At 42.4% G+C, this 24,142-nt stretch carries 20 protein-coding genes and 1 riboswitch; of the genes, 8 read left to right on the top strand and 12 right to left on the bottom strand.

Annotated features, from left to right (window positions below):
* Positions 1-36: 36 nt before the first annotated feature.
* The 4 genes from AC19MV_RS04320 (at position 37) to AC19MV_RS04305 (ending at position 4,473) form a co-directional block, all read left to right on the top strand.
* Complete coding sequence (locus tag AC19MV_RS04320) at positions 37-354, top strand: DUF3622 domain-containing protein (RefSeq protein WP_432399158.1); 318 nt, start codon at positions 37-39, stop codon at positions 352-354.
* 128 nt (positions 355-482) lie between these two features.
* Entirely contained in the window at positions 483-1,148 is a 666-nt protein-coding gene (locus AC19MV_RS04315; RefSeq protein ID WP_498305917.1) for a hypothetical protein, read from the top strand.
* A 143-nt stretch (positions 1,149-1,291) separates the two neighbouring features.
* Positions 1,292-1,488: riboswitch (cobalamin riboswitch) on the top strand.
* A gap of 129 nt (positions 1,489-1,617) precedes the next feature.
* Positions 1,618-3,615: a TonB-dependent receptor gene (locus AC19MV_RS04310; protein WP_498305916.1), complete on the top strand. Its 1,998-nt coding sequence runs from the start codon at positions 1,618-1,620 to the stop codon at positions 3,613-3,615.
* A 117-nt stretch (positions 3,616-3,732) separates the two neighbouring features.
* Positions 3,733-4,473, top strand: coding sequence for an HDOD domain-containing protein (locus tag AC19MV_RS04305; protein ID WP_498305915.1), 741 nt, complete (start codon positions 3,733-3,735; stop codon positions 4,471-4,473).
* Here the strand turns inward: AC19MV_RS04305 and AC19MV_RS04300 are convergent.
* Positions 4,453-5,358 carry a LysR family transcriptional regulator gene (locus tag AC19MV_RS04300; RefSeq protein WP_432399154.1) on the bottom strand — a complete coding sequence of 302 codons (906 nt, stop codon included), beginning with the start codon at positions 5,356-5,358 and terminating at the stop codon, positions 4,453-4,455. The two genes, AC19MV_RS04305 and AC19MV_RS04300, sit on opposite strands and share 21 nt — an antisense overlap.
* Before the next feature lie 371 nt (positions 5,359-5,729).
* Between AC19MV_RS04300 and AC19MV_RS04295 the strand changes: the two genes are divergently transcribed.
* Positions 5,730-5,885: a dodecin gene (locus AC19MV_RS04295; RefSeq protein ID WP_498305914.1), complete on the top strand. Its 156-nt coding sequence runs from the start codon at positions 5,730-5,732 to the stop codon at positions 5,883-5,885.
* A gap of 357 nt (positions 5,886-6,242) precedes the next feature.
* On the opposite strand, the gene queG is transcribed toward AC19MV_RS04295, so the two are convergent.
* Together queG and AC19MV_RS04285 are read right to left on the bottom strand one after the other, a co-directional pair.
* On the bottom strand, positions 6,243-7,469 hold the full coding sequence (gene queG, locus AC19MV_RS04290; RefSeq protein ID WP_498305913.1) for a tRNA epoxyqueuosine(34) reductase QueG: 1,227 nt from the start codon (positions 7,467-7,469) through the stop codon (positions 6,243-6,245).
* A 40-nt stretch (positions 7,470-7,509) separates the two neighbouring features.
* On the bottom strand, positions 7,510-9,336 hold the full coding sequence (locus AC19MV_RS04285; RefSeq protein WP_498305912.1) for a tetratricopeptide repeat-containing diguanylate cyclase: 1,827 nt from the start codon (positions 9,334-9,336) through the stop codon (positions 7,510-7,512).
* 404 nt (positions 9,337-9,740) lie between these two features.
* On the opposite strand from AC19MV_RS04285, the gene AC19MV_RS04280 reads away from it, so the two are divergent.
* Positions 9,741-10,175: a DUF3069 domain-containing protein gene (locus AC19MV_RS04280; RefSeq protein ID WP_432399149.1), complete on the top strand. Its 435-nt coding sequence runs from the start codon at positions 9,741-9,743 to the stop codon at positions 10,173-10,175.
* A 69-nt stretch (positions 10,176-10,244) separates the two neighbouring features.
* Here AC19MV_RS04280 and AC19MV_RS04275 read toward each other — a convergent pair whose 3' ends face one another.
* The 5 genes from AC19MV_RS04275 to AC19MV_RS04255 form a co-directional block, all read right to left on the bottom strand.
* Positions 10,245-11,933 (bottom strand): NAD-dependent malic enzyme, encoded by a 1,689-nt coding sequence (locus tag AC19MV_RS04275; protein WP_432399148.1) that lies wholly within the window; start codon positions 11,931-11,933, stop codon positions 10,245-10,247.
* 243 nt (positions 11,934-12,176) lie between these two features.
* A complete protein-coding gene (locus AC19MV_RS04270; RefSeq protein WP_498305911.1) occupies positions 12,177-12,641 on the bottom strand; it encodes a YehS family protein in 465 nt (154 codons plus the stop codon).
* Between the two features lie 84 nt (positions 12,642-12,725).
* The gene (locus AC19MV_RS04265; RefSeq protein ID WP_498305910.1) at positions 12,726-13,805 is read right to left on the bottom strand and encodes a serine hydrolase domain-containing protein; all 1,080 of its coding nucleotides are present in this window, start codon (positions 13,803-13,805) and stop codon (positions 12,726-12,728) included.
* Positions 13,802-15,061, bottom strand: coding sequence for an NRAMP family divalent metal transporter (locus AC19MV_RS04260; RefSeq protein ID WP_498305909.1), 1,260 nt, complete (start codon positions 15,059-15,061; stop codon positions 13,802-13,804). The genes AC19MV_RS04265 and AC19MV_RS04260 overlap by 4 nt, the downstream gene beginning before the upstream one ends.
* A 16-nt stretch (positions 15,062-15,077) precedes the next feature.
* Positions 15,078-15,617 (bottom strand): PH domain-containing protein, encoded by a 540-nt coding sequence (locus AC19MV_RS04255; protein WP_498305908.1) that lies wholly within the window; start codon positions 15,615-15,617, stop codon positions 15,078-15,080.
* Positions 15,618-15,850: 233 nt separating this feature from the next.
* Between AC19MV_RS04255 and AC19MV_RS04250 the strand changes: the two genes are divergently transcribed.
* Positions 15,851-18,412, top strand: a complete 2,562-nt coding sequence (locus AC19MV_RS04250) for a TonB-dependent receptor (protein ID WP_498305907.1) — start codon at positions 15,851-15,853, stop codon at positions 18,410-18,412.
* 165 nt (positions 18,413-18,577) lie between these two features.
* Here the strand turns inward: AC19MV_RS04250 and AC19MV_RS04245 are convergent, their stop codons facing one another.
* The 4 genes from AC19MV_RS04245 to AC19MV_RS04230 form a co-directional block, all read right to left on the bottom strand.
* Positions 18,578-19,078, bottom strand: coding sequence for a DUF4447 family protein (locus AC19MV_RS04245; protein WP_432399142.1), 501 nt, complete (start codon positions 19,076-19,078; stop codon positions 18,578-18,580).
* Between the two features lie 52 nt (positions 19,079-19,130).
* Positions 19,131-19,532 carry an SMI1/KNR4 family protein gene (locus AC19MV_RS04240; RefSeq protein WP_432399141.1) on the bottom strand — a complete coding sequence of 134 codons (402 nt, stop codon included), beginning with the start codon at positions 19,530-19,532 and terminating at the stop codon, positions 19,131-19,133.
* Between the two features lie 119 nt (positions 19,533-19,651).
* Complete coding sequence (locus AC19MV_RS04235) at positions 19,652-20,431, bottom strand: RelA/SpoT domain-containing protein (protein WP_498305906.1); 780 nt, start codon at positions 20,429-20,431, stop codon at positions 19,652-19,654.
* 495 nt (positions 20,432-20,926) lie between these two features.
* On the bottom strand, positions 20,927-23,014 hold the full coding sequence (locus tag AC19MV_RS04230; RefSeq protein ID WP_498305905.1) for a M13 family metallopeptidase: 2,088 nt from the start codon (positions 23,012-23,014) through the stop codon (positions 20,927-20,929).
* 287 nt (positions 23,015-23,301) lie between these two features.
* Between AC19MV_RS04230 and rsuA the strand changes: the two genes are divergently transcribed.
* On the top strand, positions 23,302-23,994 hold the full coding sequence (rsuA, locus tag AC19MV_RS04225) for a 16S rRNA pseudouridine(516) synthase RsuA (RefSeq protein WP_498305904.1): 693 nt from the start codon (positions 23,302-23,304) through the stop codon (positions 23,992-23,994).
* The last annotated feature ends 148 nt before the right edge of the window (positions 23,995-24,142 follow it).

Here is a 24,142-nt window from a genome sequence, read left to right as displayed (position 1 = left end):
TTGTCCCGTGATACCCAAAGTAGGATTGAAAAGATTATGAGCGATAGCAAAAAGTATGGTTTACGTGTAACACAAGTTGAAAACACGTGGAAAACCGAAATCACTCGTCGTATGACAGCGACTAAAACCTTAGTGTCTAAAAGCCAAGATGGTTTTGCTTCAGAAGCAGAAGCCATTGCATGGGGCGAGCAGTCTCTACAGGGTTTCCTGTCTAAGCAAGCAGATCGTAACAAGCGCAAAACTGAAAAGCATCTTAAAGCGAAAAGCTTAGCAGCAGCGATTGCAGCTGAATCTGCCGTTGATGAAGATGAGCTATTTGACGCAGAAGACGAAGACGACGAAGAGTTAAACTAACATTTTACAATGGTGTAAATGTTATAGATAAGTTTCAATTTTTGTATGTTCAGGATAGGATATACATAATTAGAATGATTTTTAATCAACTTATCGTCACATCTTGACCTAGCAAGGATGACATTGGGATGAACAAGATTGCTGCAGTTATCAGCTACGCGGGGTGCGTTGGAATATTTAGCTTATTCCCCTATACCGCGTATGCTACTTTTCCAGCATTGGTCACATTAGAATCTGACAATGATGCTTCTGGCGTGCTTGTCATGTCTAGCGACGTCAAACGGCTAACGACTGTGTCGCAAACCTTCGGCTTTTTACCTCCTCTTTCATGGAAACTCGCTTTTAACGAAAAGCGCGGTGATATGACCATGGCTGAATTTATCCCCGCCAACGAAACCCTTAATGATTGGTCTAGCCTAGTGTGTATGCAAGGCTTTAAAGGGCTTGCCGAAGATGTTGACCCGGATGAATTTTTAGATTCAATGGCAGACACCTATAAAGAACATTGCCAGGGTGAAGTGATTTATCAACAATTAGGCAGCATGAAAGTGGAAGGCTATGAAGCTGTGCATGGTTTGCTAGGGTGTACGAGTATGCCTAACATTCATAATGCTTCTGCTATTGTGTCTGAGTCTTACGTTACCAGTCCGCGTGGCGAGATGGGCTACTTTACGGTAATAAGCGATGATGAAGATATTTATTTAGTGCACAAATCCATTCGTACCGCCGTATTTACTGCCGAGTCAGCTCCCGTCACCCAAAGCAATTATCGCGAGTTTATGGCTGAGCCTTAAATTGAGCTAACGTGAGTAATCTGCGCGTTGTTTTAATGCTTAGCGACTATCAGCAACGTGCTGATTCCGTTATAATCCTATCGACGTTTATGGCTGTATTTATCAATCTATTCAGCCATTAGACCGTTATTCTATATTTATTCAGTTTAGTCAATCTTTACGGTGCCAATGTTGAGTCATATCGACCCATTGGAGAATCGGGAAACCAGTGAAAGTCTGGTACTGCCCCCGCAACGGTGATAGGTGAGAGTCCAATATGCAATGCATATTTGCTTGGCTCGTGTGTACTCTTAGGTACCGCAACCTCAGTCCGGAGACCGGCCATAAAGGTGATTTCGATGATTTCGGTGGGCAGATCTCGAGATGTGATGTTATGCCGTTTTTGGTTTACTCAGATGAGTAAGCCGCAAAGTGGTGGTCAATGTTGCGGCGCTATTGCCCCATTTTTCCTTTCAGGAGTTAAAGGTAAATGGGTACTAAACCAACTACAATCGCACTATTAATCAGTGCCATGCTTTGCGCAACGAGCCTTAATGCTGTTGCAGCACCAACCTCAACACAATCAATACCAAGTGCCTCAAACGCGTCTAATGCAGATGTGAAAATGGATGAGACGATTGTGGTGATTGGTCGCAATCAAACCAATCCGTTAAATATTGCTGCCAATGTAAATGTTATCGATGCAGCTGACATCGAAATGAGCGGCGCAAATAATTTAACCGATTTACTGCGCGGCCAATCCGGTATTCAAGTGTCCGATAATAATTCTGGTACTGTGTTTTCGATGCGCGGTTTTTCAGCTTCGCAAGCGGTTAATAATACCCTTATTTTAGTCGACGGCCGTCGGTTAAATAATATCGATATTTCTGCACCAAGTGTTGAATCCATTCCACTTAACTTAATTGAACGCGTTGAGATTTTGTCTGGCAGTGCGGGTGTATTGTATGGCGACCAAGCGGTAGGCGGCGTGATTAACATTATTACTAAAGCCCCAACAGAAACCGCTGGTGGCTTACAAGTCAGTGGTGGCAGTTTTGATACCTATGAAGTTAAAGGCGATGTCTCTGGAGCCATCAGCGACACCTGGCGTTACTTTCTAGCGGGCAGTTATAACGAAAGCGATAATTATCGTGATAATAACGACAACGAAACCGGCTCTATTCTAGGTCGTATTCAGTACCAAACCGATGTTGAAGATTTTTATGTAGAAGTGAATTACTTCGATAATGATCGCCAGGCTCCAGGGGCGTTAAGTTTAGCGCAGTATGAAGATAATCCTCGCCAAGTCGCGTCTTTTTCAGACGGTGAATATTCTCACGAAATCACTACCGCTGTTCGCAGTGGCTATCAATATCAACTTACTGATGTATGGGCACTGGGTGCTGATTTAACGTATTCCGATACTTCAACGAGCAGCTTATTGTTTGGCAGTGCAGGGCATATTGATCGTGATTTATTGAGTTTTTCACCAAAAGCGACCGCGAATTATCCGTTAGCAAATGGTGCTTTAACTATGGTTGCTGGTATTGATGTAAGCCGAGGTGAGGCTGACTTTGACACCTTATATATTCAACGTAATAACGAACAAACCATGCAAAGTGCTTATGTTCAAGCGACTGTGCCGTTAACCTCAACATTGTCATATGTAGTTGGTGGTCGTTATTCTGAAGTGACCGACGATTTAACTGATCAATTATTGTATGCAGAAGGTATTGAGCTCGATAACGATGCTCATGCATTGGAGTTAGGTGTCAATTATCGTCCAAGTGTAGAACATCGTTTTTATGTTCGCGCCAATGATAACTTCCGTTTTGCGAAAGTGGATGAACAAGCCTATACGCCATTAGACGTGCAAGGATTAGATCCGCAAACCGGGCGTTCTTTTGAGGCCGGCTGGGATTGGACTGGTGCAACGCAAACCGTTAAGTTAAACCTTTATCGTCTTGATTTAGAAGATGAGATTGTTTACGACGGTAGCCGTACTGACGGACCTTACGGTGGTGGTGCAAACGTTAATGCCGACGAATCTCGCCGTTTTGGTATTAACACGAGTTATGAAGTGCAGTTATCAAATGACTGGTTGTTAGGCGCTTCGTACGACTATATTGATGCCGAATTTACTCAAGGTGAAAACGAGGGTAAAGCACTATCATGGGTCGCTGAGCATTCAGGTAAAGCGTACATGAGTTACGATTTTGCTGATCATTGGCAAACCTTTGTTGAAGGCGTTTACACTGGCGAGCGTTACATGGAAGGCGACAACAGTAATGCTGGCGATAAGCTAGACAGTTATGTACTCACTAATCTCGCGTTAAACTATCAGCGTAGTGCCTGGACTGCGAGTTTACGTGTCGATAATTTGTTAGATGAGGAGTATGTTGGTACAGGTTATTACTCGTCTTTTGGTAATGGTTATTACTCAGGCACTGGCCGAGCGTTTAGATTAACCGCGGGTTACCGCTTTTAATCAACTCAGCTAACTCAGCTTAAACACCAAAGCCAGTAAACTATTACTGGCTTTCGTTTTGATATATCGTTAAATTAATTTATAGCCTGATTCTTTCACCAAAGGTAACTGATGCATATGACAAATCTTGAACAACAAGTGCTGACTCAAGTTCAAGCGATTATTGGCAATGAAGAGCAAGTGATTGGCCGTCGTGGTATTTTGATACCATTAAAAAAAGCACTGATTAACGAAGCAGATATTCGCATTGTTATTGATACGGTTTCTGCCGATCCCGCGCTTGCCGCTCATTTATTACAACGCAGTAATACAGCGCAAACCGCAGGGGTTGTGTCGACCAAAAGCCGCAGTGTAAAAGACGCATTAATTCGTTTAGGTCAGGTGAATATTTACCGTTATGCTTTTTCGTTTTATTTAAAAGAACGTCTTGATGAACTCGCCGAGCCATACAAAAAGTTAGTGCAGGGTTACTGGGCGTTAAACGAAAAAATTGCACATGATTGTATCGAGCTACTGCGGGCAGAAAACGAAGCTGGAGCAGGGATAAAAGTCGATGCTGATGAAGTGCAAACCTTGGCCTTGTTTAGTGTGTTTGGACAAGTGATTGCTTTAACGGCATTTGCGTATTTAAATGCAGAGTTGCCAAGACCCGTATCATTAAAAGTGCTTAAATCATTGATTGACCAGCAACAACAAAAACTGTCTTTAGAGGCATTTGAGTCTTTAGGCTTAGATGATGATTTACGTGAAGAGTTTTTAATCGCGCATAACTTACGTCAAACACAAAACCCTGACTCAGCAGGACTTGTGCTTCGACGCGTGTTAGCTAAACGGAAACTATTGATTAATCCGTTGTAATGCCATGCCTTCACTTGCAACAAGCTCAAGCCACTTTTGAATCAAATTAGCATTAGTGGCGTCTCGGCGATAAGCGCCAAATAACGGACGCTTAAGCCCTTCTGAACCTAGTTTTACCGCCGCCAAACTTAAGCCCTGGCTTTCACGAATTGACCATGTTGGTAACGTCGCTACGCCATCATTACAAGCTACTCGTTGCAATAACATTGACGTTAAGTCGCATTGCTTTTGCTCACCAGGTTCAATGCCTGCAGGTTCTAAGAAGTGCTTGTAAATGTCTAAACGAGCTAACGGCACAGGATAACTAATCAAGGTTTGTTTCGCTAAATCTGTTGGCGTTACGTAGGCTTTTTTCGCTAACGTATGCTCACTCGATGTCACGAGTTTTACTTCAAAATCAAACAAATGTTGATACGCCACACTGTGTCCTGGAACTGGATCAGAAGTGAGCACAATATCTAACCCGCCTGTTTCTAGCGCATTAAGTGAATCAAATAAATGGCGGCTTGAAATATCAATTTGCGCTGCTGGAGCATGTTGCTTAAATTGCTCAATAACCGGCATTAACCAGCGAAAACAACTGTGGCATTCAATACCCAATTTAAGCTGCTGGCTTTCTCCTTCAAGACCGCGTTTAAGATCTGACTCTGTTGCAATCACCTTTGGTAAGATTTCTTCTGCTAAATTCAGCAGTCGTGAACCTTCATGAGTGAAAGTTAACGGTTTACTTTTTCGAACAAAAATAGCTGAGTTAATACGAGTCTCTAACTCTTTAATTTGATGAGAAAGTGCCGACTGGGTTACAAACCGCTTTTTAGCGGCGCCCGCCAAACTGCCACTTTCTTTTAACGCCATCAAGGTGCGAAGGTGTCTAAGCTCTATCATTTTCTCTCCACATGAATCTTGCTCAACTAGCTGATGAAATCAATTCGATTGCTTGGCAGCAGAGTAACACAATAAACTTCTAGACGTCCAGACGCCTGTATGAGTTTTTTTACATATTTAACTATTAATTTTAGTTAATGAAACGACTTTGCTGTATACAATATTCGATAACTGATCATTGCAGAGCAAGTTAAGCGATTAACCAACACACCATACGAGAGAGAAACGTCGTTCCTGACCGCGTCATATGATTGAAACCACATAACGCCTCGCACGATAGAAAAAAGCGAACAGACAAGCTTAAGGCTATACTGATAAAGGATTAATCATTTATTAATACCGCTTTAATGATCTGAAAATAAGGAGTTAGCATGAGTCATACTTACAAGATTATTGAACTTGTCGGTTCATCGCCAATCAGCAGCGACGAGGCAGTAAAAAACGCCATTGCTCAGGCCAATAAAACGGTTAAGCATTTACGCTGGTTTGAAGTAATAGAAACCCGTGGCCACTTGGAAGAGGGGTGATACCAATTCCAATAATTATGTGCTCAATCAGAGTCACTCAGGTTTTTCAGTTTGAGGCGCATTGATGAAAGAATGGCTGTTCCCTTGTAAAACAATGCAACAAAGAAATGGGAAGCCTGAGTGACTCCCAAGGGCGGGTTTCTGCACTTTTTATGCTGCTTAATATGATTTTGACGTAGAACAACTATGTCTACAATCCTATTACTTGCCTAAAAAAGCGCAGAATTCCCGCTGAATGACCAGATAATTATTGGAATTGGTATTTTGCCCACTGGCAAGTCACCATAAAAGTGGGCTTTACATTAGATGCTTAACATCATGACTGTTTAGCCTGACTCAGACGAAAACACCTAAAGCCTAGGCGTCTCTTGGTAAGCCTTTTTGTACTGAGCGGATGACTCGTTGAGTTTTACGTGAAAGCGCCTCTTGTGGCGCTTTTTGCTTTTGTTGTGCCTGCGCCCAATCGATATGCTCTAGCACCATGTCATCGACTTCGTCGCTGAGTTTACGTTTCTCGAGTGCGGCAATGATATCGGGATTTGCAGGTGCATTACCTAATGCAATGGCGATGTTACGTAGCCAGCGTTTATGGCCGATACGTCTTATTGCACTGCCTTCGGTTTGGCGTAAAAACACGGCCTCAGACCAATTAAATAAGCTGATTAAGTCCGGTTGGATGAGAGATGGACGGGTATGAAAGTCGCTTTCATGAGTTAATGGTGCTTTGCTGTTAACTGGGCAGACTAATTGGCAATCGTCACAACCATAAATTCGGTTACCGATTAAAGGTCTAAATTCTTCAGGGATCGCGCCCTGCAACTCTATCGTTAAATAAGAGATACAGCGCCTAGCATCAACGACATATGGCGCAACTATCGCATCTGTAGGGCATGACTTTATGCAGGCAACGCAAGTGTTACAGCCTTCTTCTATTGGAATATCTAACGGTAAAGGCAGGTTAATGAGCAGTTCACCGAGAAAAAACCAACTGCCAGCGTCGGGGTGTAAAATCAGTGAATGTTTGCCCGTCCAGCCCAGTCCAGCTTTGTCTGCCAGTGGTCGCTCTAATATCGGTGCAGAATCGACAAATGGTCTAAAGTCGGTGTCTTCAAATCCAAGGGTTTTGCAGTGTTCCGTAATCTTATCACCGAGTTTTTTAAGCCGTTGACGGATCATTTTATGGTAATCACGTCCACCTGCATAACGCGAGATGTAGGCTAAGTTTGGGTTGGTTAAATTACTGGCAAAACCGGCATCAGGTGGCAAATAATCCATACGTGCACAAATGACTCGTAAGCTGCCAGGATGTAACTCATTAGGCCTGGCGCGCATCATGCCATGGCTCGCCATGTAGTTCATTTCACCGTGATAGCCTTTATCTAACCAGTCTTGCAATCCCGCTTCGTGTTGGCTTAAATCAATGTCTGCCACGCCAATGTGAGCAAAACCGAGTTCTTTACCCCAGAGTTTGATTTGTCTGTTGAGCGCATCAAGCTGGGCCGCTGTCAATGGACATGGCTCAGCTGATTGGCTGGTAAGATCGAGATGTTGATCTGGATTTGATTCAGGGGTCGTTGCAGTCATAACACTATCATTGAGTAAACACGCAGAAATTATACCCGTTTTACTCGGCTTTAACACAGTTTCTGCCCGCTGCTTTGGCGGAATAGAGCGCTTTGTCGGCTTTGAGTAACAATGGCGATAGCTCTACTTCGCTACTGTAGCTTGCAACCCCAGCGCTGACGGTTTGTGCTAAGTTAGGCGCAATTTGTTGCCAATCGTAATGTGCTATGGTTTCGATTAAGCGCTCTGCAATTTCGATGGCTTTGGTTTTATCGATGTTAGGCAATAATACTAAAAACTCTTCACCACCCACTCGGCCAACAACATCGGTGTCTCGCATCATACTGGCACAAATCGATGCCAGTTTAACCAGAACCTTGTCACCAATATCATGACCAAGTTGGTCATTAACACGTTTAAAATGGTCGGCATCGAAAGAGATAATCGAAAAAGGTTTGCCAGAGAGTTGAGCCACTTTTAAAAAGTGTTGCCCCTGTGAATAGGTATCACGCCTATTTGATAATTTAGTTAGCTCATCGGTGAGCGCGAGGCGTCTAAACAACTGTTTCCGCATCAATTGTTTATAGGCGAAAATCGACACAATGATTAAAATAATCGCCACTAAGATAATAATGATAATTTGCATGTTTTCGTTGCGCTGCATTATCTGCAATTGTTGCTCTTTGTCTTTATCTCGCTGCACTAACAAGTCGTTTTCAGTTTGAATTTTGTGGGTATCAAAACGAGTTTGCATTTCAGACTTTCTGTCTGACATGGTTTGCTTGTCGAGTGCTAAATGTGAGTCAATATAGGCCGATAATGATTGATAGGCCTCAGGCCATTGCGCTAGAGCTTGATAAATCTCGCTTTTTAAACGTAATGCTTTGTTTAACCCTCGAGCATTTTCGCTGTAAAGAAAGGCTTTTTCGGCTTTTTGAATGTACTCTAGCGCTTGGGTATTGTTGTTGAGTTTGGAGTGGACTTGGGCAAGATATAAATTCATATAACTATAACTGCCATCATTATCAGATTTAATCTGTTTTTCGGCTTGTTCAAGTACCAATTTTGCTTCATCTAAACGATTTAAATTAATTAAATTACCACCGATACTGATCGAAGTATCTGCAGCGGCAATGAACTCTTTTTCGTTGAGCCAAAACTCGCGTGTTTTTTGATAGCGCACAATCGCTTCCTGAAACCGACCGAGCTCTTCGAGTGACATGGCTATTTCGTTGTTCGTTTGGTTTGCTGCAAACTTCTGTTGGTTGTCAATGTAGTACTGCTCAAGTATTAATTGATATTTTAACGCTGTTGTCGCATCGCCAAAGCGCCTGTAACTGTTGGCTAGCTCACTTAAATTGACGTTGGCCCAATAAGGAATATTAAGGGTTTCATATAAGTTTTGCGCTGTGATGAGATCTTCTAATGCGGCTGAAAAGTTACCCATATAAGATAGTATTGAGCCTCTAATACTGCGTCCGTCCGCAATAAGACGTGGGTCTTCAAGCAAATAAGCATTGTCGATAGCGCGATCTAAAGCCTCAAATAGTGAGCTGTTTTGACCTAAATGATGTAAGTACCATGTTTTGCATAATTGCAGATCAACCTGGATAAGAGATGGGCTGGGTTGGGCATATATTTTAAGGTATTCATCGGCATAAGCTATAGCTGCCGTCATTTGCTCAGTAGTATCAGAAGGCAAGCTCCAGCATGTTAAGCGGATATGTAATTGCTGCCGAATAGAATCGTTTAAGACTAAACTATTTTTGTACTCTTGCAGTAGTGCGCTCACTTCGTCATCGGGTAAAAATTTGCCGCTATCAAACAGCTGATAAATTTCATCAGCGCGAACGTTTTCGATAGGATTGGCATATGCAATAGTACTCAATCCCATCAAAAGCATGAGTACGATAGTGCGAGTCAATTGCGTTATTTTTAGCGTAAACAAAGTGTCAGAGTTCCAGCATTCATTATTATTTTAGGCTTAACGTTTCCAAGAATAGCGTTTTTTTGTATTAATGTCTTGCGGATGAGTTTTTCGCGATTATTATATCATGTTAATGTTTTGTTACACTTGTTTTTGGCATGTTCAGCAGACGTTTTTGTATCCTTTTTGCAATAATAATATCGATGTTGACGTTTGCATTCACATAAGTACGCGAGTATAAAGACGCCTTTGTGATTGTGGCTTTATATACACTTTGCTCTGAATAGCCTTGCAGAGTCGCCTTAAAAGCGCCTGAGTGTTGACCACATATTATGTACATAGTTGCTAAAAGTAGAGAGAACACCATGAGTAACGTTGATCAGCAATATCAAGATGTAGCCAAACAGATTTCGTACAATGTAGCCAATAAAGTGCTACCCATGGACAAATTACCAGAAACACTTCAAGAGGCTTACGAAGGCTTATTTAAAGAGCTGATTGAAGATAACGCTAACGCATTTGCTCACGCTTGGGATGCTCTGCCAGGCAGTGCACAGAAGTTAATGACCAAAGCTGAATTCCATGGCTTTTATATTGCCAATGCGTGGATGCAATTAAGCCGAGTTGCACAAGAAATTGCAGACAGTGCGGATTCTGAAGAAGAAATGAATAATAATGAATACGATGGCGTATTCGGTCGTTTAGCTGAGCAGTCGCTTAAAGAGTGTATCCGTAAGCTTAAAAAAGCCCGTACCGATCGTTCTATGTTTAACAGTTTTAAACAGGTGATGTCAGCTTAAGCTATGTTATGTGAACATAAAAAATCCCAGCTAGGCTGGGATTTTTTGTTTTAAGACGCTTAATATTAATTAAAATGCGGTACGTCTATAACGACGGTATTCTGGCTCCCAGAAGTTTGCTTCAATCGATTGCTGTAAAAGCTCATCGGTGCACGGTAACGCTAAACCTTGATCAATCGCTGTTCTTGCAACCGCAAAGGCAATGTATTTACTGACTTCTTGAATATCTTCAAGTTTTGGCAATAACGAACCCGTACCGTTTTTACCCAGTGGTGAGCATTCAGATAACGCCTGGCTTGATGCCATTAGCATTTCATCTGACACGCGTTTAGCACCGCAAGATAGCACTCCTAAGCCAATGCCAGGGAAGATAAAGCTATTATTACACTGGGCAATTTCATAGGTTACGCCATTAACAACAACTGGCTCAAACGGACTGCCTGTTGCCACTAAAGCTTGACCTGAGGTCCAGTGTAAAATGTCTTTTGGTGTTGCTTCTACACGGCTTGTTGGGTTTGACAGTGGGAACACAATAGGGCGTTCGCAGTGGCTGTGCATGGCACGAATAATTTCTTCTGTAAATAATCCTGGCGCGCCAGATACACCAATTAACACGGTTGGCTTGGCGTTGTTAACCACATCCAATAACGAAATGTTGTCGCTATAGTTATCCCAGCCATTAACGCGATCGCATTGCTGAGCTAACTTCTGTTGGAATGGTAGCAAGTTAGGCATGTTGTCTAGCAACAAGCCCCAACGGTCAACCATAAACACTTGAGAGCGTGCTTGCTCATCACTGATGCCTTCAGCAACCATTTGCGCCACAATGGCTTCGGCAATGCCGCAACCTGCGCTACCGGCACCTAAAAAGGTGATGCGTTGTTGGCTTAGTTTGCTGTTAGCTGCTTTACAGGCTGCCAGCAATGAACCTACTGTTACAGCAGCAGTACCCTGAATGTCATCGTTAAAACTACAATATTGATCTTTGTAGCGTTCCAGTAATGGCATGGCATTTTTTTGCGCAAAATCTTCGAATTGAATTAACGCATCTGGCCAGCGACGGCTAACAGCTTGCATAAATTCTTCAACAAATTCAGCGTATTCTTCACCGCCAATACGTTGATGACGCCAGCCCATGTACATAGGATCTTCTAACAAATTCGGGTTGTCGGTACCCACATCTAAGGTAATGGCTAAACAGTAAGCTGGGCTGATGCCACCACAACTGGTGTAGAGTGACAATTTACCAATTGGGATCCCCATTCCACCAATACCTTGGTCGCCAAGGCCTAAAATACGCTCACCATCAGTGACTACAATCACTTTTACTTTATGACGAGTAGAGTTGTTTAGGATGTCATCTATACGGTCTTTGTTTGGGTATGAAATAAATAACCCGCGGTTACGACGATAGTTTTTTGAGAAACGCTCACAGGCTAAACCCACTGTAGGGGTGTAGATAATCGGCATCATTTCGGTGATGTGATTACGCAATAATCGATAAAAAAGCGTTTCGTTGGTGTCTTGAATGTTGCGCAGATAAATATGTTTATCAAGGTCGTTATTGAAACTCTTAAACTGGTCATATGCACGCGATGCCTGTTCGTCGATAGTTTCAATTACCCAAGGTAATAAGCCTTCAAGGTTAAAATAAATGCGTTCTTCTTCGCTAAATGCAGTGCCTTTGTTAAGCAGAGGAGATTCAAGAATCGCAGGACCAGCGAAAGGAAGATATAGGGGGCGTTTATTATCGTCCATGGGTAACCTTTATAAGTGTGTTTGTGATTAGAATATTTTCAAGATAGATTATCACGTCTGATGTTTTTTGTGGTCTGTTAAGTGACTAAAATCACGTTTTTTATTATGAACTACAGTCCTACTTCAAATGCATACATTCAATAAGCTTTGTTTGAATTCAAACGCTAGAAACAAAAATGCGCAGCCTAAGCTACGCATTATTAGCGTGTTGCAATGTGGGTCATTGCGACTTTCTCAGAAAGCTTACATACCGCGGTGTTTAATCGATAACCCTTTTACAAAGTTACGTAACACTTGGTCGCCGCATGTTTTATAGTTTTTGTGGTCAGGATTACGGAAAAGTGCACCTAGCTCCGATTTAGACATGGCAAAATCTGCTAAGGCTAATGCTGCAATAATATCTTCTTCACGCATTTCTAGTGCAACACGCAATTTTTTGAAAATAAGATTATTGGTTAATTGCTTTAATGGTGCAGGCACTTCTGTACCTTGCTTTAAGCCACGGTTGTTGATAATCAAACCATCTAAAAACTGACACATTAATTTGTCGTTACAAGCTTGATAACCTTCTTCTTCCTCTTTTTTCAGCAGCGCAATAATTTCATCTGTGGTGATTTCGGTATTAGCTTGGCTGAAAATATTAATCATTTTGGCATTTGAAAAGTCAAAAACAAAACGAATACGGCGAAGAATATCATTGTTAATCATAAGGTTCTCTGGCGCGGCTGCGCATAAGTGGTTTAGGTCAAGTGACGAAGCGCTATTATAGCGAGTTATGTGCGATCCGTCAGATTATTCGTCAGTTTTTAGTCGATTTCTTATTGCCTGGCGAATTTTGTCATGTAAACCAAAAACACGATCCATGTTGTCTAAGTCCCATGAGGTATTTTCTAAAATAACCACACTTAATTGTACTTGCGGATAATAGAGCATCAGGCTGATGTAGCCTGGTAAGTAACCGCTATGGCTGTATTCGATTAGCCCATCCTGATGATTAATTTGCAAACCATAGCCATAACCGAGTTCACCCCAGCGATGTGGTCGCTTGGCACTGCCAGTCGACATGGCTTTGACACTGTCTGATGATATAAAACGCTGTTGCTGTAAGCCTGCGATAAACGCGGCAATACCTTGACTACTGGCTTGCATGGCGCCAAAAGCAATAAAACTATCATCGATTGTGAGCTCATCTAAAAGCACTCGTTGCTGTTGTTGCTCCATAAACCCGGGGACTAAACGCGGCTGATTCGCATACATAGCCGTGATTTCACCGACATCAGCACTGATGTCGAGTTGGTATTGTTTGGCGAATTGATTAACTAAATCAGAGTAGGGCATGTGGTAGCGTTGACTCAGTATATCGCCAAGTAATTTGTAGCCATAGTTAGAGTAACTAAATTGGCTCGCAGGAATAAATTGTGACCTCGCATTTAAGCTGGCCGGTTTGGGCGGCAAAATGCCCGCGGTATGGTTAAGCAGTTGCGCAACAGTGACGGGATGTTCGGTCACAATATTCAAATAATCAGTGATGTCATCGTATAAGGTTAATTTTTGCTGCTCAACCGCACCTAAAACTAAAGTGGCAGTGATGGTTTTAGAGATTGAACCAATGATGAATCGGCTGTCTTTGACTATGCCATCTCCTGCTTGATAATCGACATAGGTTTGTTGATTATCGCTTATCAATATCCTACCGCTAAACGGCCTTGAGTCATTATCAATAATGGTTTGTACATCTGTGTTGGTAAAACCGATTCCAAAAGCAGATAAAGGCAATAAGCTTAAGCTGATTAATCCGCAAATCTGTGCTGTTATTGATTTTATGGCTTTGAGTTCAAGCATGGTTAAGCTCATCGCTTTTAAGCCAATCATTTTGTTAAATACCAATAAATAAACAACAGTGCAAAACTGACTAAGTACACTAACCCAAGCCAAGACAGAGCCACCATAACAGGGCCATAACGATGCTCTTGAGGTAAGTTTTTACTGGTCATTAAGCGGAAGTTTAGCCAGGCAAAAATCACAGTAGTCATAAAAGCAAGGATCATCACAAATTCAAGTAATGGAAGCAAAGCACCTTTAAAGAATAAAATAAGCATTAAGCCGAGTGCACTCACACCTAACATCACCGGCGTTAAATAACTGCGTGGCGACGTATTATTAGACAGCAGCTTCCAGCCCATATCCAAAGTACGGCTGTAGCCATCTATGACGGTGACTGTGGTGCTGAAAATACATAAAAAAGCCACAATACCAATCAAATAACGGGTTTCATTGCCCATCACTTGGCTATAAAGAGTGATAAGTTGTGAGGCAAATACCGCGCCTGAATCAGAGAAACGCTCGCCACTGCCGTGCATCACGAGTGCGCCTAATGCTAAAAACACAATCGCGAGAATGGCGGTGGTGACATAGCCTAAATTGAAATCGAAAATGGCCTGTTTTGCGGTGACGGTTTGGCTTTTGCGTTTTTCAATGAGCCACAATGAATTCCAGGCGCTGACTTCAATGGGCGCCGGCATCCACCCCATCATCGCCACTAAAAAGCCCACGTAAGCCCATTGCCAGGGTGATTCACTTGCCAATGGCGTTGCCAAACCCGTTTGGTGATTAAAGGCTAACGCGACGGCGATTAACGTCGTCAGGGTAAGGGCAAACATAATCACTTTAGTCATTTTATCGAGCAGTGTGTAATGACCAAAAATCAATAACGCTAGCGAGCTGAGTAAAACCATCAGTGCTAAAACATCAATTGATAATGGCACAAATTGCGTCAGCATTGCCGCGGTTAACATGCAAACCCCTGCCGTACTGGCAATGGCTGCGATGACATTAAGCCCCGTAAATAGCATTAAATAGCCTCTACCTTGCTTTTGATAGCCTTGAAGTAGGCTTTCATCTGTGGCGGCGGTATAGCGCGCGCCTGCAGCAAAAAAGGGATATTTTAGGATGTTGACGAGTAAAATCAGCCAGGCTAACTGCCAGCCAAACTCGGCCCCAGCACGAGTTGAGGCAACTAAATGCGATGCGCCAATGGCTGCGGCAGCCATTAAAATGCCCGGGCCTGTGGCTTTTAAAAGAGTATGAATTTGAGTAGTAAAAGAGCTATGTTTATTTTTATTCGACATGATAAATAGCAAAAACCTATTGTGGAGAGTGTGGCGCTAACGCTTGTTCAATACGCAGCAAAGTAGCATTCATTTGTTGCAGGTTCTCAAGCAATAATTGATCGATATCGACGTTATCTACAACCGTAGATTGGCGCTCTGTTAGTAATGATTTTTGCAATAACACCTTTTCTCTAAACGCTTGCACATCGACAACGCCGACTAAACTGATCAACGACCCCATACCCGATTGCCCAGCCGTTTCAACGGTGAGTTTGTGTATACCAAACACCCGCATTAACGGCCCTTGAATAAGCGCCATATCGGTTATTTTATCCAAAGGGACCGTGTTCTCTGTGCGGGTTAATAATCCTTTACGGACAATCAGTTTTTGGGGCGTCAACTCAGCACTCATATTGGCAATATACCGTTTGGTTGCCAGTAAACCTAAAGGAAACCACAGCAATAACAAAGGAATACCAACAATGCTCACTGAAATTAACAACGCACCTGAGACAAGCCAGTATAGGCCTAGGTTTGCATGAAAGTGTGCACTAACTTGCTTTTGATCACTCATCTGACCTCCATACTAAAAGAATTTAAATTCACTTTTTTTGATTGTTTATTCTTGATTAAGTGATTGGTTGCATTTACATTACGGCATTGCGCTTACAATGTATTGACATTGTTAAAATTTAACATAACTTGAACACGTAGATTAGCATCCAAGAAAGTAGTAAGCGGTAATGTTGTTGCCGCAGTTTGCAGTAGTCATGGATATAAAACAATAAATTAACGTTAAGGATGATCATGAAAAAAACTACCCTATTACGAAGCGCCTGCGCTATCGCTGTTTCACTCTCTTTTGCTCCTGTTTCACTTATTGCTCAAGCGGCTGATGACGCTCAAGCAAAAGTTGAACGCATTGAAGTAACGGGTTCTCGTATCAAACGGACTGATATTGAAGGGCCTTCGCCAGTACAATCACTCAACAAAGACGATATTGCTAACATGGGTTTTGACAACCTACAGCAATTACTTGAACGTATGCCTGCTAACGGCTCTGGTGCGTTTTCTACCCGGGGTAACAGCCAGGATTCTACCGCAAACGGTGGTGCATCAATCAGTTTACGCGGCTTAGGCCCAGATGCGACATTGGTGTTAATCAATGGTCGTCGGGTTGGTTCGAGTGCATTTGCCGAAGGTATTTCAAACTCATTTGTTGATATTAACAACATTCCGGTTTCTGCTATTGAGCGTATCGACATCCTAAAAGATGGCGCGTCAGCCATTTATGGTTCAGACGCTATCGCGGGTGTGGTGAACATTGTCTTGAGAAAAGACATTGAAGGCATTGAAATTAACTTAGGTTATGGCGACGACAGTGGTACGGGTTATGACGAAACCACAGCAAGTTTAGTGTGGGGCGTAAAAGCCGATAAAGGCAGCGCGTCAGTTATTTTAGATTATTTTACTAACGGTACTTTATCTGCAGAAGATATGGGCCGTTTTGGCACAGCTTATCAATCACCTTACGGTGGTGAAGATTACCGTTCATCACGTGGCTATCCTGGCTATTTTTATGTGAATGGCGTGCAAACCATTGACCCTGATTGCCCTGCAGATAGCGTCAGTGATGATTATTGTTTGTTTGACTATGGCCCATACAACATGACCATTCCTACTTCTGAACGAGTAGGAGCAATTGGCCAGTTTGATTACATGTTAGGTGAAGATTTAACGGCATTTTTGGAATTGTCTGTACAACACAACACTTCTGAAGCCGGCGGTGCACCAACGCCATTGGATGAAAAAGCAAAAATGACCGTACCTGGTACTCATCCAGACAATCCTTTTGGGCAGGATATTGATATTGGCCGTTACCGTACCGTTGATGCCGGCGCACGTCGTTGGGACATCGAATCAGATACCATGCGTATTGTGGCTGGTCTTCGTGGCGTCATAAATGATTGGGATTGGGAAGTGTCTGCGCAGCGTGGCCGCAGTGAATCAACGCAAACAGGCGATCGTTCACAAGGCTGGGTAAGAACTGACTACTTACAAGCTGAAATCGATGCGGGTAATTACAATCCATTTGGTGGCGTAGCTAACTCGCAAGATGTGATTGACCGTATTACCACTAGTTTAGTGAGACAGGGTAAGTCGAGCATTACCGCCTATGATGCGAGTATTACTGGCCATGCATTTACTATCGCAGATCGCGATATCATGATGGCAGCAGGTGCAGAGTATCGTGAAGAAAGTGTCAGTGACATTCCAGATGAGCAGTTCCAGCGAGGTCTGATTTTTGGAACTGAAGCGGTATCTGCATTTGGTTCGCGTGATCAACATGCTGCCTACGTAGAATTATCTATTCCTGTTGCAGATAATTTTGAATTACAGTTAGCCGGTCGTTATGACAGCTACAGCGATTTTGGTTCAACCACTAACCCTAAAATTGCCTTCCAATGGGGCATTAACGATGAGATTACGGCACGTGGTTCTTGGTCTACGGGGTTCCGTGCACCCTCACTTGCGCAAATTGGTTTAGGCCCATCAGAAAAGAGTGATTTTTTAATCGATAGCTATCGTTGTGCCGCCGACAATGTCGACTGTGGATTATTAGATTATAACTTTATCTTTGCCGGCAACCCTGATTTAGATGCTGAAGAGTCTGAAACCTGGAACGTTGGGATGATTTGGGCACCAAGTCAGCAGTTTGATATTGGTTTTGATTTATTCAATATTGTTCAAGACAACAAAATTGATTCACTGCAAAACCAAGAGCTTTACGATGAAAACTGTGGCGATCAAAACAGCACCGTGTGTTTACGAACTGCGCCACAAGCAGGTCAAACATTTGGGTCGATTGATGTGATCAAATCTGGATTTGTTAACATCGGTTCGCAAGAAGTGCAAGGTATCGACTTATCGACTCATTATGGCCTTGAGCTAAGTAACTATGGCGATATTAAGTTCGGTTTAGAGTACAGCTACTTGATCAGCTTCGAAAAAGAAGTTGATGGCGAGACTATCGATTACACTGGTGAGTACGAGTATCCACAACACCGTTGGTTAGCGACAACTAACTGGATGATGGACGACTTTGCTGCCAACGTAAACTTAAGCTACATCGGCGAGTTTGAAGATTACAACAAAACGCGTACTGTTGACGCGCAGTTGTTAGTTGATATGTCTGGCTCATACCGCATTAATGATATGTTTAAACTGTCGGTTGGTGTAAATAACGTGTTTGATGAAGAACCATCATTTGCGATTGGTGACGGCGATGCAGATCTTTACGGTTATGCAATGGGCGTACATAACCCACTAGGCCGTTATGTTTACACTAAAGTGACAATGAAGTTCTAATTTGATAGTGATATGAGTGGCGTTAATCCGGCTTTAAAGCTGGATTAACTGTAAGCTCATTAAGCACCACTAAAAAGCCACCTAACACTCAACGTGTTAGGTGGCTTTTTTAATCGTCAAAATCGAGTGAATACTAGACCGCAATCATTTTGACGACAATATTGATTAAAGCTGAGTCGCAGCCCATTTTGCACGGCTTTCACGACTTTCACTTGCGCCTGTGTCAGCGCGATAAGCTTTGTACGCTTCGGCATCCAATGCCACTAAACTCACATCGACTTCAAGCAACAATTTACACTCTTTTTTAATGCGCCATGCTGCTGTGTTATACAATTCAGTTAGCGGCAATGAGCTTAAAAACTCTGGGTTATATTGAGTGTAAAGCGCTTGAGTTGGGTAAACCACAAACGCTAAACGGCGCTTTGGCTCTTTTTTAAATAACTCTTCAATACCATCGGTGGTGTTTAGCACTTGCATCTCGATAATGTCATCGATATCGAGTAATTTTTTTTGTGCTGGTACGGGAGCATCTTTTTCGCCAGCTTCCCAGGCCAATACGTCTTCGTTGCTGGTGGCACTCAGGCTGGCAACTTGTTCAGTTGTTAGGCCTAAAGATAAGCGTAAATATTGCATTTCAATCGCGTTCAAGCCGGTATTCTTAGACATGTTTATTCCTGTATTTCTATGCGTTAACGTTTATTGTATTGGCAACAGTATTTTACTGTCCAAGCCACACGTCTTCAATCCAATCCCACAATGACTCCCAACCTTCCTCTTTGAAACGCCCATTTTTCCAAAACTGCACTTCACCTTCTTCGTTAATGCAGTAAAAGCCATCACCGACTTGGCAAATTGCAATTTGTTCACGCGGCATACCAATAGACCACGCGTAGCAGGTCACTTCAGGAAGATAAGTATGTGAGTTAGGATCGGCAACCGTTACCGGTTCAATGGTGCCATAAATCACATCACTGGCTTCTAGCAGAAATTCTTTTAAATCTTTAGGTAAGCCAATAAGAATTTGCTCTTCAACTTCAACAAGTTGCTCAAAAGTAGGCAGCTCTAATGGTACCGGTACGGTTTCGCTTAACTCTTGCAGTTGATCAATAATTTCGTTCATGTGTATATCCAGCAGGAAGCTATTGGGCGCGATTATAGCAGAAGTGTTTGAGCATGCATTTTTCTGGCAAAAAAAAAGCGCTCAAATGAGCGCCAAAGGGTGTTTGTTACTGCGAATAACTACGCGGCTTGTATTGATGATGGGTAGATACTTTGACGTTTATAGTTTAGCCAAGCTTTATGGTATTGCTTGTGAGAGTCTTGGCGTAACTTAGCAATATTGGCTTTTTCGATATCGTTTACTGTTCTTGACTGGTTTTTTGCTTGTAACTCTATCGCTTGAATTTGCTCATAAACGAGATGCTCTGGGCCGCTCTTAATCTCGGCGATGTCATTTAAATGAAACTGTACTTCTACCACCATTTGACTTTGTGGCAATTTAACCAATACATTTAAATCACGATAACCTGAGGTTTTAGGTGTCGCAAATCGGTTTTTTAATTGCACAATATCAGTGTGTTGGCGCAATTGTTCAAAACTTACCAGTAAGCTGCTTACATCATTGGCTACCACACTGGCGCGGGCGATATCGGTTAATTGGCTGGCGTCGCCATTAAACTTTAATTGCACTTTTTGCGCGGCACGAGCATAACTTTTCGTAGCAGGAATGATAGCTGTTGTATGGCTCATTTGATTAATATGGTTTAGTAGGTCTACAAGCTCTTGCTGCGCTTCAGGAGCGCGAATCATTAATGCATGTAAATCGCGAGTATCTTGAATTGCAGCGGGAGTATTGTGTTCGCGTAGGCTGACTAGCTGGTCAATGTCATTGTGCGACGTTTGGCTGAAATCAGATGACTCGGCTAACTTGTTATATTTAACTTCGTTAGGTTGAGCAATCGCGCCTCGGGTTGACAGTAAAATTAAGAAGATAAAAAACGTACGAAACAATTTATTCATCGAATAACTCCAGCAAAATGTCTGTGAAATCACTGTACCGCTTTTTCGCTGAATAGGGGCTGAATGAACAAGGTTTAATAAAGCCTATTGATGCATCGAAATTTAATATTGTTATTATTTATGAGTGGCTTATTGTTTTTTTACTTATAAAAAAGGGCATCAAACGATGCCCTTTTTGTGTGTAAATGTGACCTAGGTCAGCTATTTACTTAGGGCCTGCTGACCTTTTTTGGTTAAATTTTGTTCGAGTTAAAAACGTTTTAATCGAGGCGAATGGATAGATGCCTAGTCATCTAAGCAAAATTCATTCAACAAAGAGTAAAACATTTTTAGCCGAACCCTTCGGGAAGCGTTTGTTGGCCATTTTTACTGCGTTATCGACTTTTTATGTAGAATAACTACACCTCTATGTCTCTGCCGCGCAGTTCTAAATGTGAATAATGGCCAACAATTCGCTGCAAAAACAACCTTGAAAGATCAGCAGGCCCTAGTTGATTACCAAATTTTTACACGGCTTTCTGGTGCGATATACATCTTGTCGCCTTCTTTCACGTCATAAGTAGTATAGAACTCAGGCATGTTAGACAGTGCGCCTAGTGCACGGAAGTGACCAGGTGAATGCGGATCAGTGGCTACACGATTACGCATTGCTTCTTCTTTCATCTTCACGCGCCAAATTTGCGTAAAGCCCATAAAGAAACGTTGATCGCCGGTTAGACCATCAATGACCGGCGCTTCTTTGCCATCAAGTGACATTTTGTAAGCTTTGTAAGCGATAGTAACGCCTGACAAGTCACCGATGTTTTCGCCCAATGTTAAGCTGCCGTTTACGTGTAAATCGTCAAATACTTGATAACCATCGTATTGAGTAATTAATGCATTACCTTTGGTTTCAAATGCTTTTAAGTCAGCTTCTGTCCACCAGTCACGCATGTTACCTTCGCCATCAAACTTAGCACCTTGGTCGTCAAAACCGTGGCCCATTTCGTGGCCGATAACCGCACCAATACCACCGTAGTTAACTGCGTCGTCAGCTTCTAGGTTAAAGAATGGCGGTTGTAAAATCGCTGCAGGGAACACGATTTCGTTCATGGTTGGGTTGTAGTAAGCATTAACGGTTTGTGGCGTCATGTGCCACTCGTCTTTATCAATTGGTTGACCCAATTTAGCTAAACTTTTGTTGTGTTCAAAAATAGCAGCGCGTTTAGCGTTACCCACTAAATCATCTGCTTTAATGGTTAATTTAGTGTAATCATCCCACTTGTTTGGGTAACCAATTTTTGGATTGAATTTTGCTAATTTGTCTTTTGCAGCCACTTTAGTGTCTGCACTCATCCAATCTAATGACTCGATGCTTGAACCATAAGCCCCGCGTAGGTTTTCAACAAGGTGTTCCATACGGGTTTTAGCTTCTGGCGCAAAGTGACGCTTAACGTACACTTTACCCACCACTTCACCTAGGGTGTCGCTTACTGTGCTCACACCGCGTTTCCAGCGTGGTTCTTGCTCTTCTTGACCGTTTAAGGTTTTCGAGAAAAAGGCAAAGTTTTCGTTGTCTAATGCTTCAGACATGTTGCTTGCATTGTGGGTTAGCGTCATCCACGTTAGGTAGTTTTTCCATGCATCAAGCTCGTTACTTTTGATAACCTGGCTTAATCCCTGGATATAACTTGGTTGGTTGATGATGATATCTGTTTGTTTATCACCACCCACAGCCGCTAAATAACCTTCCCAGTTAATGTCTGGTGCAAGTGTCGCAAGATCTTTCACTTGGTATAGGTTGTATGTTTTGGTGCTGTCGCGCGTTTCTACCACATCCCAATGTTTTTCAGCAATTTGCGTTTCTAGTGCAAGTACCGCTTCTGCATTGGCTTTCGCATTAGGTAATCCAGCTAGCGTGTACATTTTTTCAATGTGTTCAACATAGGCTTTACGGATGTTAACAAAGCGCTCTTCTTGATTAAAATAGTAATCTTTTTCAGGAAGGCTTAATCCATATTGCCAAATATGGGTCGCGTAACGGCTAGAGTTCTTTGCATCGATTTCGACATAAAACGCTAATGGTGTTCCGCCGCCGTTAGCTTGGTTTTCACCAAAAAACGCGGTTAATTCTTTTTTGTCTTTTAAGGCGGCAATTTTATCTAAGTCAGCTTGGATTGGCGCGATACCGATTTTATTTAAGGTTTCAACGTCCATAAATGAGCGATATAAGTCAGCTACTTTTTGTTCATCGCTGCCGTCAGCTAGATTTGGCGTAGCACTTAAATCTTCGATAATGACTTTAACGTCATCACGGGCATTTTCACGTAAGTCGTAAAACGCACCAATGTTGGTACGGTCGCCAGGAATTTCAGCATTCTTCATCCATGCACCGTTTACGTACATGTAGAAATCGTCTTGTGGACGAACCGTTTTATCGATGTTGTCGAATGTAATACCAGACGTTAATGCTTTTTCAACGGCAACAGCGGTGGCTGTTTTAGCAACGTCTGCAACGGGTGCAACGACAGCCTTGTCATCACTACAAGCGCTTAGACCTGCGATAAGTGAGGCACAAAGACCTCCAATAACCAACTTTTTCATTGTATTTCCTTTGCTGTGTTTTAGGCGCCAAATATTGGCGTACGAGCATTTTGTATTTTTATTATTATTGTTGGTCCTTAACTAAAGGAAAACCCCAACATTGTTGTGAATACTATGTTAAGGCCTTACTAGGCTAGAAAACAAGGCGCATTTAGTCCTTTTTGCCTCAGATGGACTGAGGATATGTAACCAAAAATTACGTATACCGTAAAAAATTCACTGATTGATTTCTATTTAACCGTGTAAGCCGCATAATAGCGCCATTGTATTTAGAGTGAGTGTGTATTGTGCGTTTAGACAAATTTATCTGTGAAAGTACCGAATTGACCCGTTCGTTGGCCAAAAGAGCCCTGCATCGTGGTGATGTGACCTGTGATGGCGAGGTGGTTAAGAATTCTGGTTTTAAGGTGTTGCCGCAAATGGATGTGTGCCTAGAAGGTCTGTCTATCAGCATTGTAGGCGATCGTTACATCATGATGAATAAACCGGTTGATACCATTTGTTCTACGATTGATGAGCAATATCCGTCGGTGTTAAGTTTGATGGAAATTGAAAAAGCCGACACTTTACATATCGCTGGACGTTTAGATGCTGACACGACAGGCTTAGTGCTGATCACCAGTGATGGTAAATGGTCGCACAAAATCACTTCACCAAAGAAAGATTGCGGTAAACGTTATTTTGTTGAATTAGCAGACCCGATAGACGACAGCCTAGTGCAAACCTTTGTTGATGGTATTGAATTACGTAATGAAGATGGATTAACAAAACCTGCGGTACTGGAGATTGTAGAGCCAACTCAAGTGCGTTTAACCATTAGCGAAGGTAAATATCACCAAGTAAAACGTATGTTTGCTGCGGTAGGCAATAAAGTGGTAAATCTTCACCGAGAAGCCGTGGGCAACATAGAGTTAGATGCCAATTTAGCGCCTGGCGAATGGCGTTTTTTGACTGATGACGAAGTCAAATCAGTTAAATAAAACCTCAGCTTAACCTAGTTTGTGAGTGACGTTGCTTAAGCATAATTAGCCCAAATGTAGGTGTGGTAATAAAATGCCCAACGATATTATTGTCGTTGGGTATTTTGTTTTTATGTGTTTGTCTTGCTTAGTCGGGCATTATTATGTG

It is taken from the genome of Shewanella sp. MF05913, from assembly GCF_059758095.1.
Note: the sequence above shows the minus strand (reverse complement) of the source record. Positions and strands in the feature narration are given on the sequence as shown.